Here is a 14,728-nt window from a genome sequence, read left to right on the forward strand (position 1 = left end):
GCGCTCCCGCGGAGCCGTCGCCGCGACTGCTACGTCACACGGTCGCTGGCCGCGTCCCGGTACTTGAACCTCCGCGAGCGTACGCCGACCGGTGGGAGGCGTTTCGCCGCGACGAGCGGAGCGAGTCGCGGGACCGAGCCGCGACCGGAGGGAGCGGCGACGTGTCTTTTTGGTGCAGGTTTTTGCCGGCGGGCCCGCGGGCCCGCCGTGCAAAAAGGTGCGTTAGAAGGAAACGTTCGTCTCCATCCCGTCCGTGGCGTCCTCCAAGCCGTCCTCGGTGGCCTCCGTGGTGAAGTCCTCCGAGATGACGCCGAGCGCGTCCTCGAACTCCGAGCGGAACCGCTCGGAGACGCGCCGGGCCTCGTTGCGCGCCGTCACGACGCGGCGGTACTTCCGCACGGTCGACTCGGAGACGCCGAGTTCGTCGGCGGCCTCGGCGACCGTCGCGCCGTCGCCGAGCAGGCGGCGGAGCGCGGCCAGTTCGAACGGCGCGTCAAGGTCCCGCTCGCGCACGAGGTGCAGGTCGAGGCGTGCACGGATTACGGTGTCCCGGGAAACGCCGAGGTCGTCGGCGACGGCGGTATCGGTCTCGCCGCCGTAGTAGCCGCGGACGACCCGCACGAGCGCGTCGTCGTCGAGGTCCGTGGCGAACTCGTAGCGGTCGCGCATCTCGGCGACCACGGCCGCCACGCGCTCCGTCTCGCCCGCCTCGTCCCCCGCCAGCGACCCCCGCCCGGCCTCCTGCCGCTCCGTCACGGTCCCCTCCTCGGAGACCTCCATGAAGATGTCGCGGAGCTCCTCGGTCTTCTCGTCCATACGAACAGGCGTGTACGCGTCCGAGCCTGTTAGCCCTGTCGCTCGTTCGCACGGTCGGCTCGTCAACCGACACGAAAAAGTGGGTTTACGAGAACGGTCGGGCGAGATGACTCACGCACGGAGGCGACGATGAGCACGGAGACGCGGGAGGTGGACCTCGTCGGCGACGAGGTGGTCGGCAACGTCGCGCGCGCGGCGCTCGTCGCGGCGCTGACGGGCGCGTTCGCGTACGTGACGTTCCCGAACCCGGTGTCGCCCACGTCGGTCACGCTGCAGGTGCTGGGCGTGTTCCTCGCCGGCCTCCTGCTCGGCCCGGTCTGGGGCGGCGTGTCGATGGTGCTGTACCTCGCGGCGGGCGCGGTCGGCGCGCCCGTGTTCCTCGGCGGGTCGGCCGGCTTCGGCAGCCTCGTCGGGACGACGGCGGGCTACCTGTGGTCGTACCCGCTCGCAGCGTTCGCGGTCGGGTTCGTCGCCTACGGCGGCCTCGACACGGGCGCGGACCTCGACGCCGGCCTGCCTCGGCTGGTCGGGGCGCTGACGCTCGGCACCGTCGTCATCTACGCGCTCGGCGTCGCGGGGCTGATGGTCGTCGGCGGACTCGGCCTCGAAGCCGCGGTCGTGGGCGGCGCGCTCACGTTCATCCCGGCCGAGGCGCTGAAGGCCGCTGTCGCCGTCGGCGTCGTCCGCTCGGGCGACATCGCCGCCGCGTGATAGAGATAGAGGGGCTGGTCCACCGCTACGGCGACACGGCCGCGGTGGACGGCGTCACGCTCTCGCTCGCCGACGGCGAGTACGTCGTCCTCGCGGGGCCGAACGGCTCCGGCAAGTCGACGCTCGTGCGCCACCTCAACGCCCTGCTCGAACCGGACGAGGGCGAGGTGCGCGTCGACGGGGTTCCGGCCCACGAGGACCCCGTCGCGGCCCGTACCGCCGTCGGGATGACCTTTCAGGACCCCCGCGACGGCTTCGTCGCCGCGACGGTGCGCGCGGACGTGACCTTCGGCCCGGAGAACCTCGGCCTCCCGCGCGACGAGATAGAACGCCGGGCGGACGCCGCCCTCGCGGCCGTGAACCTCGACGGTCGCGGCGACGAGCGCATCGACGCGCTCTCGGGCGGCGAGCGCACCCGCGTCGCCGTCGCCGGCGCGCTGGCGATGGAGCCGGACCACCTCGTCCTCGACGAGCCGTTCGCCGGCCTCGACTGGCCCGCCCGCCGCGAACTGCTGGCGCGGCTCGACGACCTCGTCGCCGGGGGAACCGGGGTGCTGGTCGTCACCCACGACCTGCGCGACCACCTGGAGCGGGCCGACCGCGTCGTCGTCCTCCGCGACGGCCGGGTGGCGCTCGACGCCCCGCCCGAGCGGGCGCGCGACCGCCTCGCCGAGTTCGACGTGCGCCCGCCGTGAGCTTCCGCTACGAGCCGGGCGACACCCTCGCCCACCGGCTCGACCCGCGGACGAAACTGTTCGTCCAACTCTCCGTCGCGGTCGCGGCGTTCGCCCACACCACGCCGCGCGGGCTGGCGGCGCTGACCGGGCTCGCGGCCGTCCTCCTCTATCTGGCGCGCACCTCCCCGGTCGCGGCGCTCGCGGAGGTGTGGGTGGCGCTCCCCCTGCTCGTCGCCGGGCCGCTGCTGGAGGGTATCACGCTCGCGCCGGTCGGCTTCTCCGTGGCGCAGGCGCGGTTCCCGGCGCTCGCCTCCTACCGGACCCTCGTCCTGCTCGTCGTCGCGGCCGCGTACGTGCGGACGACCCCGGTCAGGGAGTCGCGCGCGGCCGTCCAGCGCACGGTCCCGGGCAAGCCCGGGCAGCTGCTGGGACTGGGTATCGGGTTCGTGTTCCGGTTCCTCCCGCTCCTGCGCGACGACCTCTCGCGAATCCGGGACGCGTCGAGGGCCCGCCTCGGGGAGAACCGTCCCGTCCGCGAGCGGATGCGACTCGTCACCGTCGCGGGGCTGAACCGTGCGTTCCGCCGGGCCGACACCTTCGCGCTCGCGCTCCGGGCGCGGTGTCTCTCGTGGAACCCGACCCTGCCCGAGTTGCGCCTTCGCCGCCGCGACCTCCCGGCGCTCGCGCTCGGGGTCGCCCTGCTCGTCGCCGCCCTCCTGTGAGGTCGGAATCGCCCGCCCGCTCGTTCCCGTGGTGAGAAGATTTAAGCGCGCAGTCGCCCGTTCGCACGTATGTTCGGCCCGTTGCCTCTCCAGACCGGAGAGCAGGTAACCCGCGAGACCTTCTGGGGGATCTCGCCCGTCGGCGAGGTCGTCTTCTACTACCTCGCCGCGGTCACGATAATCGTCTTCGCGTACGGCGTTTACGCGCGGTTCGCACGCTACACGCAGGGTGACGAGGACTGGTTCGAGCGGCTCGACGACCTGCCCGGCCGCGTCGCGTCCGCCGCGAAGATCGTCGCCTCGAACGAGAAGCAGTTCAACCGCGACATCGTCGGCGGCGTGATGCACGCGTTCATCTTCTGGGGCTTTCTGACGCTGCTCATCGGCACGACCATCATCGCCATCGATATCGACATCTACCGCAACCTCACGATGCTGCTCACGGGTGAGCGGCAGTCCTTCTTCGTCGGCGACTTCTACCTCTCCTACTCGCTCGTGATGGACGCGATGGGGCTGCTGTTCGTCGTCGGCGTCGGCATCGCGCTGTGGCGGCGCTACGTCGCCCGCACCGACCGCCTCCACGGCAAGCACACCTCCCGCGAGGACGACTTCCTCGTCTGGTCGCTGTTCGCGCTCGGCGTCGGCGGCTACCTCCAGGAGGGCCTGCGCATCCTCGGCACGGCCGAGGTGACCGGCTCCGGCGTCACCTTCACCTCCTTCGAGCAGGTGTCGTTCGTCGGCTGGTTCGTCGCCGACGTGCTCCAGGTCGGCGGGATGACCCCCGCGATGGCCGAGGCCGCCTACCCCGTGATGTGGTGGTCGCACGCCCTGCTGGCGTTCCTGTTCGTCGCCGCCGTCCCGTACGCCAAGCCGTTCCACATGATATCGAGCTTCGCCAACGTCGTCACGCGCGACGAGAAGGCGGGCAAGCGCCTGCCGGGCGTTCCCGCGGCGCTCGACGCCGACACCGGCGCCGAGTCCATCGACTCCTTCTCGTGGAAGGAGATGCTCGACCAGGACGCCTGCACGAAGTGCGGCCGCTGTTCGTCCGTCTGCCCGGCGAAGGCCTCCGGCCGCAACCTCGACCCCCGCGACGTCATCCTCGACCTGAAGCAGTACCGCGAGTCCGTCGACGCCGGCGGGGAGCCGAAGGAGATCGTCGCAGACGGCGGCGACTCCGTCATCGCGGCCGAGACGATGGAGTCCTGTATGTCCTGTATGGCCTGCATGGACGCCTGCCCCGTCGAGATCGAGCACCTCAAGAGCTTCACCCGGCTGAACCGCCAGCTGACGGACCAGGGCGACATCCAGCCGAGCCTGCAGGAGGTGTTCCAGAACGTGATGCAGAAGGGGAACACCTTCGGCAACAGCCAGCGCGCCCGCGGCGACTGGGCCGAGGACGTCGAGGTCGAGGTGCCGGACGCCCGTACCGAGGAGGTGGAGTACCTCTGGTACGTCGGCGACTACCCGAGCTACGACGACCGCAACAAGCAGGTGGCGAAGTCGCTCGCCCGCATCCTCGACGCCGCGGACGTGAGCTTCGGCATCCTGTTCGACGACGAGAAGTACGACGGCAACGACATCCGCCGGGTCGGCGAGGAGTTCCTCTACGTCGAACTCGCGGGCCACCACGTCGAGACGTGGAACGACTGCGAGTTCGAGAAGCTCGTCTGTACGGACCCGCACTCGTACAACACCTTCCTGAACGAGTACCCCGAGGTGGACTTCGAGGAGTTCGCCGACGACCCGATGATGCCGTTCGAGGTCGAGGAGCCGTGGAACGTCGACGGCGAGATAGACGTGCGCCACTGGACGCAGGTCGTCGAGGAACTGGTCGAGCGGGACGCGCTCGGTCTCTCGGGCGACGAACTCGACTACACCGTCACCTACCACGACCCCTGTCACCTCGGCCGGTACAACGACGAGTACGAGGCGCCGCGCTCGCTCATCCGCGCCACGGGCGCCGACCTCCACGAGATGCCGCGCAACCGCGACGACTCGTTCTGTTGTGGCGGGGGCGGCGGCGGGCTCTGGCTCGAACACGAGGAGGAGGAGAAGCCGAGCGAGGAGCGCCTCCGCGAGGCGCTGGAGGACACCGACGCGGGCGCGGCCGTCGAGAAGTTCGTCGTCGCCTGCCCGATGTGCATGACGATGTACGAGGACGGCCGCAAGACCGGCGACTTCGAGGACGACATCGAGATCGTCGACGTCGCGGAACTCGTCGTCGAGGCCATCGACGCGAGCCGCGCCTCCGCGGCCGCGACGGACGGCGCGAGCGGCGCCGCGCCCGCCGACGACTGAGCGGCTCGTTTCTCCTTACGGCTGTCGCCGGTAGCGGACGGTCCGCACGCCGTCGAACCGCGGCCCCTCGCCGCGCTCAGTGAAGCCGACGCGCTCCGCGACCGTCCGGAGGTCCTCGTCGCCGCCCGCGACGAGCAGTTCGACGTCCATCCCCTCGCGCTCGGCGAACCGCGCCGGCTCGCGGAGCAGTCGCTCGCAGGCGTCGGGCGTCCCCTCTATCTGCGTGACGTGGACCGTCTCGCGCTGCACGTCGTAGGAGACGAACCCGAGCGTCTCCTCCTCGCCGTGGGGGTGGTCGGCCGTCGGGTCGGCCCCGTCGCCGCCCCGGTACGCCACCGCGACCGTCCGGTCGTGGACGAGGTTGCGCATCACGTCGGTCGGGGAGCCGGTCAGCGCCGCCATCCGCTCGGCGTCCGCCTCGACGGCGTCGCGTATCTCCATGCGAGCGACTAACGCGGTCGGAGCACTTCAACGCTCGCCGGCGACCGAAACGCGTTCGGGGGCGGAGCACGAACGGGGGGTATGACCGACGGGGACGACGCGGCGACGGAGGGCGACTCGCCCGACGAGGTGCGCTGTGGCTTCTGCCGGATGCCGGTTCCGGGCGACCCCGTCGAGGGGGAGGGCGGCCCCTTCTGTTCGCACGCCTGCCGGGACCGCCTCGCCGAAACCGGCGAGCCGTTCGACGAGTACCACGGCCACCGCCGGCTCACGACCGGCGTGTCGGCGCTCGACGCCTCGCTCCCGCAGGGGTTCCCCCGCAACGCCTTCGTCCTCGTCTCCAGCGAGCCGGGCACCCGCGACCGGGCGCTCGGCGCGGAACTCGTCTGGCGCTCGCTCGAACGCGGCGAGCCGGTCGTCGTCGTCTCCTTCCAGGAGCCGCCCAGCGCCGTCGTCCAGCAGTTCCTCACGCTCGACTGGAACGTCATCCCGTACCTCGAACGGGGCATGCTCCGCATCGTGGACTGCTTCACCTACCGGCTCGACGGTCAGGGGCGCGACCGGCTGTTCGACCGGATGGACGAGTGGAACGCCTACCTCTCGGACGTCGCGCGGGAGGCGACGACGACGGTGCGGGACCCCAGCGACATCGGCGAGATCGGGAACAAGCTGGACAACGCGCTCGAAGCGCGCGAGATGGTGGACGAGGGAATCGTCGTCATCGACTCGCTGACCGAACTCGGCACGCTCGTCCAGCCGGTCCAGGCGTACGACTTCGTGAAGGACGTGCGCGCCGACGTCTGTAAGGGTCGGTTCGTCCCCGTGTTCGCGGGCGCGACCATCGGGGGCGGGGGCGGCGGCGGCGACGCCTTCCCCCACGACCTCACCTACGTGATGGACGGGCTGGTCGAGCTCCGCCTCAACGACGACCTCGTCGCGGACACCCTCATCAAGCAGGTCCGCATCCGGAAGCTCAACGGCGCGCTCGTCGTTCCCGAGTGGCGCGCCTACGAGTACACCTCCCGGCTCGGGATGGTCCCCTTCGACCCGGCCGAGGAGATGGCCGACGACGGCGGCGAGGAGGGGGCCGCGAGCGACGCCGACGAGGCCGAGGCGTCGGCCGACGGCGAGGAGGGGGCGCCCGAGGAGGGCGACCGCGCCGACGCGGGCGAGGACGGCGACGCCGCGCCCGACGAGCCGACGCCCGCGGGCGAGTCCGCGACGGCCGACCGCTCGCCCCCCGACGGGTGAGGGCAAGGATTCGGTGCATGGAAGGGGTTATCCGCCGGGGTCCGGTAGTCGTCCGCATGTCTGAGGACCACACGCCGCGGGTGAACGGATGCGCGTCGTAGCCAAGTTCGGGGGGACCTCCCTCGGCAACGGCGACCGCGTCAACCGCGCGGCCGACTCCGTGACCGCCGCGGTCGAGGCCGGCCACGAGGTCGCCGTCGTCGCCAGCGCCATGGGCTCGACCACCGACTACCTGCTCGACTCCATCACCTTCGACGCCGACGAGGCCGACCGCGCGGAGATCGTCTCGATGGGCGAGCGCACCTCCGTCCGGATGCTGAAGGCCGCGCTGTCCGCGCGCGGCGTCAACGCGCGCTTCCTCGAACCCGGAAGCGAGGAGTGGCCCGTCGTCACCGACGAGCACGGCGAGGTCGACGTGGAGGAGACCGCCCGCCGCGGCGAGGCGCTCGCCGACTCGATGGCCGAGGAGGGTATCGTCCCCGTCATCACTGGCTTTCTGGCACAGGACCACGAGGGCAACGTGACCACGCTCGGGCGCGGCGGCTCCGACACCACGGCCGTCATGCTGGGCAAGTACATGGGCGCCGACGAGGTGGTCATCGTCACCGACGTGGAGGGCGTCATGACCGGCGACCCCCGCGTCGTGGAGGGGGCGCGCAACGTCGGGAAGATAACCGTGGACGAACTGCGGAACCTCTCCTTCCGCGGCGCGGAGGTCGTCGCGCCCTCGGCGCTGGCGTACAAGACCGAGGAGATGGACGTGCGCGTCGTCCACTACCAGCACGGCGACCTGCTGACCGGCGGCACCCACATCGAGGGACAGTTCGAGAACCTCACCGACCTCCGGGAGGGGAAGCTGGCCTGCATCACCGTCGCGGGCCGGGCCATCCGGAACCGCCCGGGCATCCTGAACGACCTCTCGGAGCCGCTCTCCGAGGCGGGTATCAACATCGACGCCGTCTCCTCCGGGCTCGACTCCGTGACGTTCTACATCGACGCCGGCGACGCCGCGACGGCCGAGGAGGTCCTCCACGACATCGTCGTCGCCGAGGACGCGCTCTCCTCGGTCACCGTGGACGACGACATCGCCGTCATCCGCGTCACGGGCGGCGAACTCCCCAACCGACCGGGCGTCATCTACCGCGTCCTGACGCCGCTGTCGGAGGGGCGGTTCACCGTCCACGACGTCATCACCTCCGCCACCTCCGTCGCCGTCTTCGTGGACTGGGCGGACCGCGAGGAGGCGCTCGCGCTGATTCAGGAGGCCGAACTGTAGGCCGTAGGCCGTCTATACCTATGCTCTCCGGCGTCGTGGGGACCGTATGGACCCGGAACTCCGCTCACGGCTCGACGTCGCCGTCGTCGCGTTCGTCCTGTGGGTCGTCCTGTCGCTCGTCGTCGCCGCCTTCGCCGTGATGGCCGTGAACCCCGCCGTCGGCCTCGCGGCGCTCGTCACCGTCGTCCTCGCGCTCGTCGTCGCCGGCGCGTCGTACCTCCGGACGACCCGGACCGAGGTCGAGTTCGCCGTCGAGTAGTCACCGACCCTTCCTGAGCCGCGTCCCGATCTCGTCGGGCAGTCCCTCCTCGCGCACCCGCGCGACGACGCGCTCCACGTCGTACGCGACGCGCCGCTCCTCCACCTCCAGCGTCTCCGTGTCGAGCAGCGCGTAGGCCGCGTCCGGGTCGCCGTCGCGCGGCTGGCCGACGCTCCCGGGGTTGACGACGACGCCCGCGTCGTACCGCTCGTGGTGCTGGACGTGGGTGTGGCCCATGACGAGGACGTCCTCGTCGCCGAGCAGTCGCTCGGAGAACAGCCCCGGGTAGGTGTAGCGGTCCGGGTCGTCCGGGTGGCCGTGGACGAGCTTCACGCGGCCGCCGAACGCGGTCCGCTCGGTGGGCAGCGCGTCGAGCCACGCGAACTGCCGGTCCGTGAGTCGGTCGCGCGCGTGTTCGACGCCCGCACCGGCCATGGAGTTGAAGGAGAACCCGGTCTCGGTGACGACGGCGCGGTCGTGGTTGCCTCTGATACTCACCGCGTCGCGCTCGCGCATCGCGTCCACGCACGCGCCGGGCCAGGGGTTGTAGCCGACCACGTCCCCGGCACACGCCAGCGCGTCCACCGCGGGCATGTCGTCGAGGACCGCGTCGAGCGCGGGCTTGTTGCCGTGGATGTCGGAGACCAGACCGACGAGCATACGCGGGCTACGCCGCGGCCGCGTTTAGGCGTTGGTGCCGTTCTCGATGGCCGTCGCGTAGCCGTCGCCGTCGCGGGCGACCCCGACGGCACAGACGGCGTGCTCGAAGTCGAGGTCGTAGGCCGCGCGGGCCGCCTCCGCCGCGCCCGCGGCGTCGAAGTCGAACGCTTCCGGGGTATCCGTCTCGTAGGTCGCCACGAGCGTCGGCTCCGACACCTCGCGGACGAGGAGCGCGTCGCGACGCACGGTGCCGACGAACGCCGAGCCGTCCGGGGTCAACACGCCCGCGACGCGGGGGGTGTCGTAGTCGTCCTTCTCGAAGTCGAGCGCGTGGAGCGCGGTCACCAGCGCGTCGCGGGCCGGGTAGCCGAGGCCGAGCTTCTCGGTTACCGGGTCCACGTGGCTCCCGTTGCCGAGGACGGCGTGACCCGCCGCCTCCCGGTAGCAGTTGTACGCGATGTAGGGGTTGTCCGTCTCCGGGGCCTCCTCCGTGGGACCGACGACGAGCGCGCCGTCCCGTTCGTAGGCGCGGCGGTTCGGGAACGAGCGCGAGGAGACGCGGTAGGCCGCGGTGTCGGGGCCGACGACGACGAACCGTCCGATGTACATACACGCCCCTGTACATCTACGGCACTTAGCGGTGCCGGAGTATCCACGAGCGCGGCCAGCAGCGCGCCGTTCGCCCGAGGGCGAAGCCGCCGTCCGTGGCGGCGAGACGGCCGCACACACCCGTCCCGGGCGTCGAGACGGGGCTCGGACGCAGGCCTTTTGCGTCTGCTCCCCCCACTCTCCCCCATGACCGACGAGCACGACGACCGCCGCGACCACGAGTTCTCGGAGGGGCAGGGGTTCGACGACCCGTACGAGGGGTTCGACCTCGACCCGCCGGAACTCACCGTCGACCCGGGGCAGGTGGACCCGGTCGATTCGCGCGTGCTGGCCGACACGCTCGACCGCCGCGACACCGTCGCCGAGGACGTCGACGCCGACGAACTCATCGACGTGGGGCTGTCGTACATGGGTATCCAGCGGTTCGAGCAGGCCGTGGACACCTTCGAGCGCGCCGCGCAGTTCACCGAGGACGACGGCGTGAAACAGGAGGCGTGGACGAACAAGGGCGCGGCCCACGCCGAACTGGAGGAGTGGGAGGCCGCCATCGACTCCTACCGCGAGGCGCTGTACGTCGACGCCGAGGGCGAACACGCCGCCGCCGCGGAGACGAACCTCGCGTACGCGCTGTGGGAGTCCGGCCGCACGGAGCAGGCGCTCGAACATGCCGAGACCGCCGTCGAGATCGACCCGCGCCACCCGCAGGCGTGGTACAACCGCGGCTTCTTCCTGCTCGAACGCGGCCTCGCCGAGGACGCCGTCAACGCCTTCGAGAACGCCCAGCGGCTCGGCTTCCGCTCGCCGGAACTGCTGGAGGAGCTCGCGCGCGGCTACGAGGAGCTCGGCGAGGATGAGCGCGCCGAGGAGCTCGCCGACGAGGCCGAGGAGGTGCGCCGCCAGCGCGAGGAGGAGATGGTGCAGTGATGTTGCTCGCGGAGCGCGACACCCCCGAGGGCCTGCTCGTCTCCGTCTGCGACGCGGAGGACCTCGGCGAGACCTTCGAGGGCGACGGCGTCTCGCTCACCGCCGACCCCGAGTTCTACGACGGGGAAGCCGCGGACGCCGACGCCGTGACCGACGCGCTCGCGCGCTGCTCGGTGGCGAACCTCGTCGGCGAGGAGTCGGTCGGCGTCGCCGTCGAGGCTGGCTTCGTCGCCGAGGGGAACGTCCTCGACCTCGACGGGACGCGCCACGCGCAGTACCTACGCCTCTAGCGCCCGCCGGAGCAGGTCCCCCGCGCCGAGCAGGACCGCGCCCGCGCTCGCGCCGAACACACAGACGAGCAGCGCCCGCCTCGCTCCCGGCGGCAGGAAGCCGACACCGAACCGAACGGCCACGAACAGGCCCGCCGCGGCGAGCACGGCCGCCCGTCCCCGTCGCGTCTCTCGTATCCACGCGTCGAGGTCGTCGATTCGGCCGGCGGCCCGGACCGCCGCGAGCGCGCCCGCGAACACCAGCGCCACCCCGACGAGCGCCGCCGGCCGGAGCGGGGTCGCCCCCTCCGACGTGAGCGCCGCGCCCACCGAGAGGAGCACGGCCGTTCCGAAGGAGACGAGGAGGGCGTCGGCGGCGAGCCGCGTCGAGTCGGAGACCACGCCCCGCGGTAGCGTCGGGACTGTCGAGTACCTGTCGCCGGTCGTTCGGTCGGGTGTGTTTCGTCTGCGTGGGGTCCTTTTGTTCGGTGGGCGCCTCGTTCATCTGTCTATGACGTTTCTGGCCGGTGAACGTCCCGCTCGCGCGGTTCCATGAGAACCGCACGGCACCGCGACCGCCCACACCCTCCCCAGCCGACTCCGTCGCTCCCCGCGGTCGCTCCGTCGTCCCTCGCGACGACGAGCGCGCCGTCGCGCGCTCGGCCCGCGCCGCCGTTCATTCGGCCGCGTCGAAGCCCCGTCCGGCGACCGCGAACACCGCGACCCCGGCGAGGCCGATAGCCGTCGCGACCCCGAACGCGACGGCGGGCGAGACGGCGTACAGCGCGCCGCCGACGGCCGCCGAGGGAACGGTGACCGCGTTGCGAACGAGGTAATACGACCCGGTGACCCGGCCCCCCGCGTCCCGCTCCGCCGGGCCGACGATGAGCGCCTTGTGCGCGGGGAGGCCGGCGAAACGCAGACCGGAGAGGGCGAACAGGCCGACGAGGACCGCGGCCGGCGGCACGGAGAGCGGCCCGACGGCGACCGTCTCCCCGGGCGCGAGGACGAGCAGGGCCGGGAAGACGGCGTACACGAGGAAGCCGAGGCCGACGACGGGCTTGAGGCCGACCCGGTCGGCCATCCGCGAGACGGGGAGCATCGACGCGAGCGCGACGGCCATCTCGACGGCGAGCAGGACGCCGAAGAACGCCTGCGGGGAGAGCGCGCCGACGACCGGGAGCGCGACCGGCCCGCCGAGGTACTCCACGACGAAGACGACGAAGAACACGTACACCATCCCGTTGGCGAACCGGACCAGCGTGTCCGCGGCGAGCAGCGGCGGCAGTTCGTCGGGGAGCGCGCCCAGGTCCGCGAGCACGCTCTCGACCCCCGCGAAGGACTTCCCCAGCGAGTCGTTGGAGGCGTCGTAGAGGTAGTGCTGGGCGAGCGTACCGACGAGCGCGACGGCGGCCGCGCCCGCGAGGACGACCCGGAAGCCGACCTCGAAGGCGTACACCGACAGCGCCGCGGCGACGAGCAGCGGCCCGAGCAGGAACGCCAGCCGCCGAACCGTCTCCGTGGCGGCGAAGGCCGTCGCCAGTCGCGACGGCTCGACGGACTGTTTCACGACGGCGAACGTCGCGCCGAGGCCGAACGACTTCCAGCACTGCACGAGCGGCAGCCCCAGGAACACGGCGACCGGGAGGACGAGTTCGGGCACCGCGACCGGGCCGACCGCGAACGCCGGCACGACGACCGACGGGACGAGGCCCGCGACGGCCCACACCGCGAAGCCGACCGCGGACAGCAGGCCGAACAGCGTCAGCGCGCGCCGCGACCCGATGCGGTCCGAGACGCGGCCGCCGGGGTACGGGTAGACGGCCGAGACGAGGTTCCCGAACGAGCCGAACAGGCCGACGACGAGCGGGCCGGCCCCGAGCGCGTAGAGGTACTCGGCCATGTACTGGTTCGTCCCCTGATAGCCGAGCGAGAAGGCGAACATCGCGGCCGAGAGGACGAGCACGTCCCGTTCGAGCGCGAGGTAGCCCCGGAGCGTCGCGAGCGGGTCGGTGTCGGCCTCGACACGGCCGCCGTCTGTCATCGGTCGGCCCTGCGCGCGCGGGTCACTTCGCTGTTCCCGTGTGAACGACCCCCGACCGCTATGGGCCGCCCGGCCGTGCGGCCGGTATGGACTACGACGCGCTCGTCTCCCCCTCGGAGGACGCCATCCGGGTCGTCGAGATAGCGGCGGCGTACATCCTCGTCGGCCTGTTCGCCGTCGGGGTGCTCGACCTGCTGGCGCAGATAGCCGACGCGGCGCTCGTCTCGATACGGTCGGGCGGGCGCGTCGGCATCACCGACCCGAACGTCGTGGTCGGCTTCATCGACACCGCGCTGCTGCTGTTCATCATCGTCGAGATATACCAGACCGTCGTCGCGTACACCCGCGAGGAGAGCGTCGTCCGCATCGTCATCATCGCGGGCATCATCGCCGTCTCGCGGAAGATAATCAGTTTCCGGCCGGGCGAGACGACCACGACCGAGGACCTGCTGTTCGCGGGGTCGTTCGCCCTGCTCCTGCTCGTTCTCGTCCTCGCGCTGTACGTCCTCCGCACGACGGAGGGGAACCCGCCGGAGTGACTAGCGGCGCCGGGCGAGCAGCGCGACGCCGAGCAGGGCCGCGACGACCGCGAGGACGCCGAATCCGGGCGCGCTCGTCGCCGTGGGCGTGTCGGTCGCCGCCTCGGTGGCCGTGGGCGTGTCGGTCGCCGTCGGCGTCGCGTCGGGTTCCGCCGTCGCGGTGGCGACGCCCTCCACGGTGAGTTCGTTCGAGGTCACGCCGTCGAGCGTCGCGACCACCGTCTGCTCGCCCGCGGCCGGCACCGTCACCCTGGCGGTGCCCGACGCGCCCGTCGTCGCGGAGGCGTCGCCGACCGTGACCGTCGCGCCCTCGACGGGTTCGTCGTAGGCGTTGCGCACCGTCACCTGGAGCGACTCCCCGACGACGACCCGCTCGTTCGACGCCGTGAGGTTCAGCGCCCGCTCGCGGTTGAGCGTCAGGGTGCGCTCCGTCGCCCCGGTGGCGACGTCGACGGTCGTCGTGGCCGTCTCGTAGCCGTCCTTCGTCGCCGTCACCTCGTAGCGCGTGTTCACCGGGAGGGTGAAGGTCACCGTCCCGTCCGTGAGCCGCTGGCTCCCGATGTCCGCCACCTCGACGCGGACCTCCGAGAGCGGTTCCGGCGGCGAGAAGTGGTCGTCAACGACGCGGAAGGCGACGTTCGTCGTGCCGCGGCGCATGGACTTGTTCAGGCTGGTGTCCTCGCCCACCGTCTCCAGCGTGAGGTTCCGGTAGTAGCCGGCCTTGGTGAGTTCGAGGTAGTACTCGCCCTGCTCCACGGCGGGGGTGGTGAAGGTACCGTCGGCGTCCGTCGTCCCCGAGACGACGGACTCGCCGTCGCGCCGCAGGCTCACCCGCGCGTCCGCGACCGGGCCGCTCGTGTCGTTGACCGCGACGGTGAGCGTCCCCTTCGGCCCCACCTCGACGGTCACGTCGCGCTCGCTCGCGTTCTCCACGACGACCGGACGGTTGCGGATGTACCCCTCGCTCTCGACGGCCAGCGACACGTCGGCGCCCTCCGGTACGTCGACGAACGCGCGCCCGTTCGACGCCGTGCGGACGGTCGCGCTCCCGCCGTCCCACGACGCGTCGATGGTCGCGCCGCCGACGGCGGTTCCGTTCGCCGTCTCGACCGCGACGGTGAGCGTCACGTCGTCGCTCTGTCCCGCGACCGGAGCCGACACCGCGAGCAACGATACCACGAGCAACCCGACCACCACCCCTGTTCGCATACGGTAACGAGTAACGTACA

At 71.7% G+C, this 14,728-nt stretch carries 17 protein-coding genes; 10 read left to right on the plus strand and 7 right to left on the minus strand.

Going from position 1 to position 14,728, the window contains the following annotated elements; all coding sequences use genetic code 11:
• Window positions 1-222: 222 nt before the first annotated feature.
• Entirely contained in the window at window positions 223-816 is a 594-nt protein-coding gene (locus tag P2T37_RS07370) for a helix-turn-helix domain-containing protein (RefSeq protein ID WP_276233267.1), read from the minus strand.
• A gap of 129 nt (window positions 817-945) precedes the next feature.
• On the opposite strand from P2T37_RS07370, the gene P2T37_RS07375 reads away from it, so the two are divergent.
• From P2T37_RS07375 to P2T37_RS07390, 4 genes are all read left to right on the plus strand, one after another.
• A complete protein-coding gene (locus tag P2T37_RS07375) occupies window positions 946-1,527 on the plus strand; it encodes a biotin transporter BioY (RefSeq protein ID WP_276233268.1) in 582 nt (193 codons plus the stop codon).
• The gene (locus P2T37_RS07380) at window positions 1,524-2,222 is read left to right on the plus strand and encodes an energy-coupling factor ABC transporter ATP-binding protein (RefSeq protein ID WP_276233269.1); all 699 of its coding nucleotides are present in this window, start codon (window positions 1,524-1,526) and stop codon (window positions 2,220-2,222) included. Before P2T37_RS07375 ends, P2T37_RS07380 begins: the two co-directional genes overlap by 4 nt.
• Window positions 2,219-2,926: an energy-coupling factor transporter transmembrane component T family protein gene (locus P2T37_RS07385; RefSeq protein ID WP_276233270.1), complete on the plus strand. Its 708-nt coding sequence runs from the start codon at window positions 2,219-2,221 to the stop codon at window positions 2,924-2,926. Before P2T37_RS07380 ends, P2T37_RS07385 begins: the two co-directional genes overlap by 4 nt.
• 69 nt (window positions 2,927-2,995) lie before the next feature.
• On the plus strand, window positions 2,996-5,227 hold the full coding sequence (locus tag P2T37_RS07390; protein ID WP_276233271.1) for a (Fe-S)-binding protein: 2,232 nt from the start codon (window positions 2,996-2,998) through the stop codon (window positions 5,225-5,227).
• A gap of 15 nt (window positions 5,228-5,242) precedes the next feature.
• On the opposite strand, the gene P2T37_RS07395 is transcribed toward P2T37_RS07390, so the two are convergent.
• On the minus strand, window positions 5,243-5,668 hold the full coding sequence (locus P2T37_RS07395) for a hypothetical protein (RefSeq protein WP_276233272.1): 426 nt from the start codon (window positions 5,666-5,668) through the stop codon (window positions 5,243-5,245).
• Window positions 5,669-5,749: 81 nt separating this feature from the next.
• On the opposite strand from P2T37_RS07395, the gene P2T37_RS07400 reads away from it, so the two are divergent.
• The 3 genes from P2T37_RS07400 (at window position 5,750) to P2T37_RS07410 (ending at window position 8,454) form a co-directional block, all read left to right on the plus strand.
• The gene (locus tag P2T37_RS07400; protein WP_276233273.1) at window positions 5,750-6,919 is read left to right on the plus strand and encodes an RAD55 family ATPase; all 1,170 of its coding nucleotides are present in this window, start codon (window positions 5,750-5,752) and stop codon (window positions 6,917-6,919) included.
• An 88-nt stretch (window positions 6,920-7,007) separates the two neighbouring features.
• Window positions 7,008-8,195 carry an aspartate kinase gene (locus P2T37_RS07405; protein ID WP_276233274.1) on the plus strand — a complete coding sequence of 396 codons (1,188 nt, stop codon included), beginning with the start codon at window positions 7,008-7,010 and terminating at the stop codon, window positions 8,193-8,195.
• Between the two features lie 46 nt (window positions 8,196-8,241).
• Window positions 8,242-8,454: a hypothetical protein gene (locus P2T37_RS07410; RefSeq protein ID WP_276233275.1), complete on the plus strand. Its 213-nt coding sequence runs from the start codon at window positions 8,242-8,244 to the stop codon at window positions 8,452-8,454.
• Here P2T37_RS07410 and P2T37_RS07415 read toward each other — a convergent pair whose 3' ends face one another.
• Entirely contained in the window at window positions 8,455-9,114 is a 660-nt protein-coding gene (locus P2T37_RS07415; protein ID WP_276233276.1) for a metallophosphoesterase family protein, read from the minus strand.
• Between the two features lie 24 nt (window positions 9,115-9,138).
• A complete protein-coding gene (locus tag P2T37_RS07420) occupies window positions 9,139-9,723 on the minus strand; it encodes an IMP cyclohydrolase (protein WP_276233277.1) in 585 nt (194 codons plus the stop codon).
• 186 nt (window positions 9,724-9,909) lie between these two features.
• Between P2T37_RS07420 and P2T37_RS07425 the strand changes: the two genes are divergently transcribed.
• Window positions 9,910-10,647, plus strand: coding sequence for a tetratricopeptide repeat protein (locus tag P2T37_RS07425; RefSeq protein ID WP_276233278.1), 738 nt, complete (start codon window positions 9,910-9,912; stop codon window positions 10,645-10,647).
• On the plus strand, window positions 10,647-10,937 hold the full coding sequence (locus P2T37_RS07430) for a DUF424 domain-containing protein (protein WP_276233279.1): 291 nt from the start codon (window positions 10,647-10,649) through the stop codon (window positions 10,935-10,937). The genes P2T37_RS07425 and P2T37_RS07430 overlap by 1 nt, the downstream gene beginning before the upstream one ends.
• Here the strand turns inward: P2T37_RS07430 and P2T37_RS07435 are convergent.
• Together P2T37_RS07435 and P2T37_RS07440 are read right to left on the minus strand one after the other, a co-directional pair.
• Entirely contained in the window at window positions 10,926-11,318 is a 393-nt protein-coding gene (locus P2T37_RS07435) for a hypothetical protein (RefSeq protein ID WP_276233280.1), read from the minus strand. The genes P2T37_RS07430 and P2T37_RS07435 overlap by 12 nt on opposite strands.
• A gap of 274 nt (window positions 11,319-11,592) precedes the next feature.
• Complete coding sequence (locus P2T37_RS07440) at window positions 11,593-12,960, minus strand: MFS transporter (RefSeq protein ID WP_276233281.1); 1,368 nt, start codon at window positions 12,958-12,960, stop codon at window positions 11,593-11,595.
• Window positions 12,961-13,046: 86 nt separating this feature from the next.
• On the opposite strand from P2T37_RS07440, the gene P2T37_RS07445 reads away from it, so the two are divergent.
• On the plus strand, window positions 13,047-13,499 hold the full coding sequence (locus tag P2T37_RS07445; RefSeq protein ID WP_276233282.1) for a phosphate-starvation-inducible PsiE family protein: 453 nt from the start codon (window positions 13,047-13,049) through the stop codon (window positions 13,497-13,499).
• On the opposite strand, the gene P2T37_RS07450 is transcribed toward P2T37_RS07445, so the two are convergent.
• Complete coding sequence (locus tag P2T37_RS07450) at window positions 13,500-14,708, minus strand: carboxypeptidase regulatory-like domain-containing protein (RefSeq protein WP_276233283.1); 1,209 nt, start codon at window positions 14,706-14,708, stop codon at window positions 13,500-13,502.
• Between the last annotated feature and the right edge of the window lie 20 nt (window positions 14,709-14,728).

This window comes from Halosegnis marinus, assembly GCF_029338355.1.
GTDB classification, from domain to species: domain Archaea; phylum Halobacteriota; class Halobacteria; order Halobacteriales; family Haloarculaceae; genus Halosegnis; species Halosegnis marinus.

Excerpts from the sequence above, each read along its gene's own strand:
- P2T37_RS07410 (WP_276233275.1), top strand. The coding sequence starts at position 8,242 with ATGGACCCGGAACTCCGCTCACGGCTCGACGTCGCCGTCGTCGCGTTC.
- P2T37_RS07400 (WP_276233273.1), top strand. The coding sequence starts at position 5,750 with ATGACCGACGGGGACGACGCGGCGACGGAGGGCGACTCGCCCGACGAG.
- P2T37_RS07445 (WP_276233282.1), top strand. The coding sequence starts at position 13,047 with ATGGACTACGACGCGCTCGTCTCCCCCTCGGAGGACGCCATCCGGGTC.
- P2T37_RS07375 (WP_276233268.1), top strand. The coding sequence starts at position 946 with ATGAGCACGGAGACGCGGGAGGTGGACCTCGTCGGCGACGAGGTGGTC.
- P2T37_RS07370 (WP_276233267.1), bottom strand. The coding sequence starts at position 816 with ATGGACGAGAAGACCGAGGAGCTCCGCGACATCTTCATGGAGGTCTCC.
- P2T37_RS07425 (WP_276233278.1), top strand. The coding sequence starts at position 9,910 with ATGACCGACGAGCACGACGACCGCCGCGACCACGAGTTCTCGGAGGGG.
- P2T37_RS07395 (WP_276233272.1), bottom strand. The coding sequence starts at position 5,668 with ATGGAGATACGCGACGCCGTCGAGGCGGACGCCGAGCGGATGGCGGCG.
- P2T37_RS07390 (WP_276233271.1), top strand. The coding sequence starts at position 2,996 with ATGTTCGGCCCGTTGCCTCTCCAGACCGGAGAGCAGGTAACCCGCGAG.
- P2T37_RS07405 (WP_276233274.1), top strand. The coding sequence starts at position 7,008 with ATGCGCGTCGTAGCCAAGTTCGGGGGGACCTCCCTCGGCAACGGCGAC.
- P2T37_RS07430 (WP_276233279.1), top strand. The coding sequence starts at position 10,647 with ATGTTGCTCGCGGAGCGCGACACCCCCGAGGGCCTGCTCGTCTCCGTC.
- P2T37_RS07420 (WP_276233277.1), bottom strand. The coding sequence starts at position 9,723 with ATGTACATCGGACGGTTCGTCGTCGTCGGCCCCGACACCGCGGCCTAC.
- P2T37_RS07440 (WP_276233281.1), bottom strand. The coding sequence starts at position 12,960 with ATGACAGACGGCGGCCGTGTCGAGGCCGACACCGACCCGCTCGCGACG.
- P2T37_RS07415 (WP_276233276.1), bottom strand. The coding sequence starts at position 9,114 with ATGCTCGTCGGTCTGGTCTCCGACATCCACGGCAACAAGCCCGCGCTC.
- P2T37_RS07450 (WP_276233283.1), bottom strand. The coding sequence starts at position 14,708 with ATGCGAACAGGGGTGGTGGTCGGGTTGCTCGTGGTATCGTTGCTCGCG.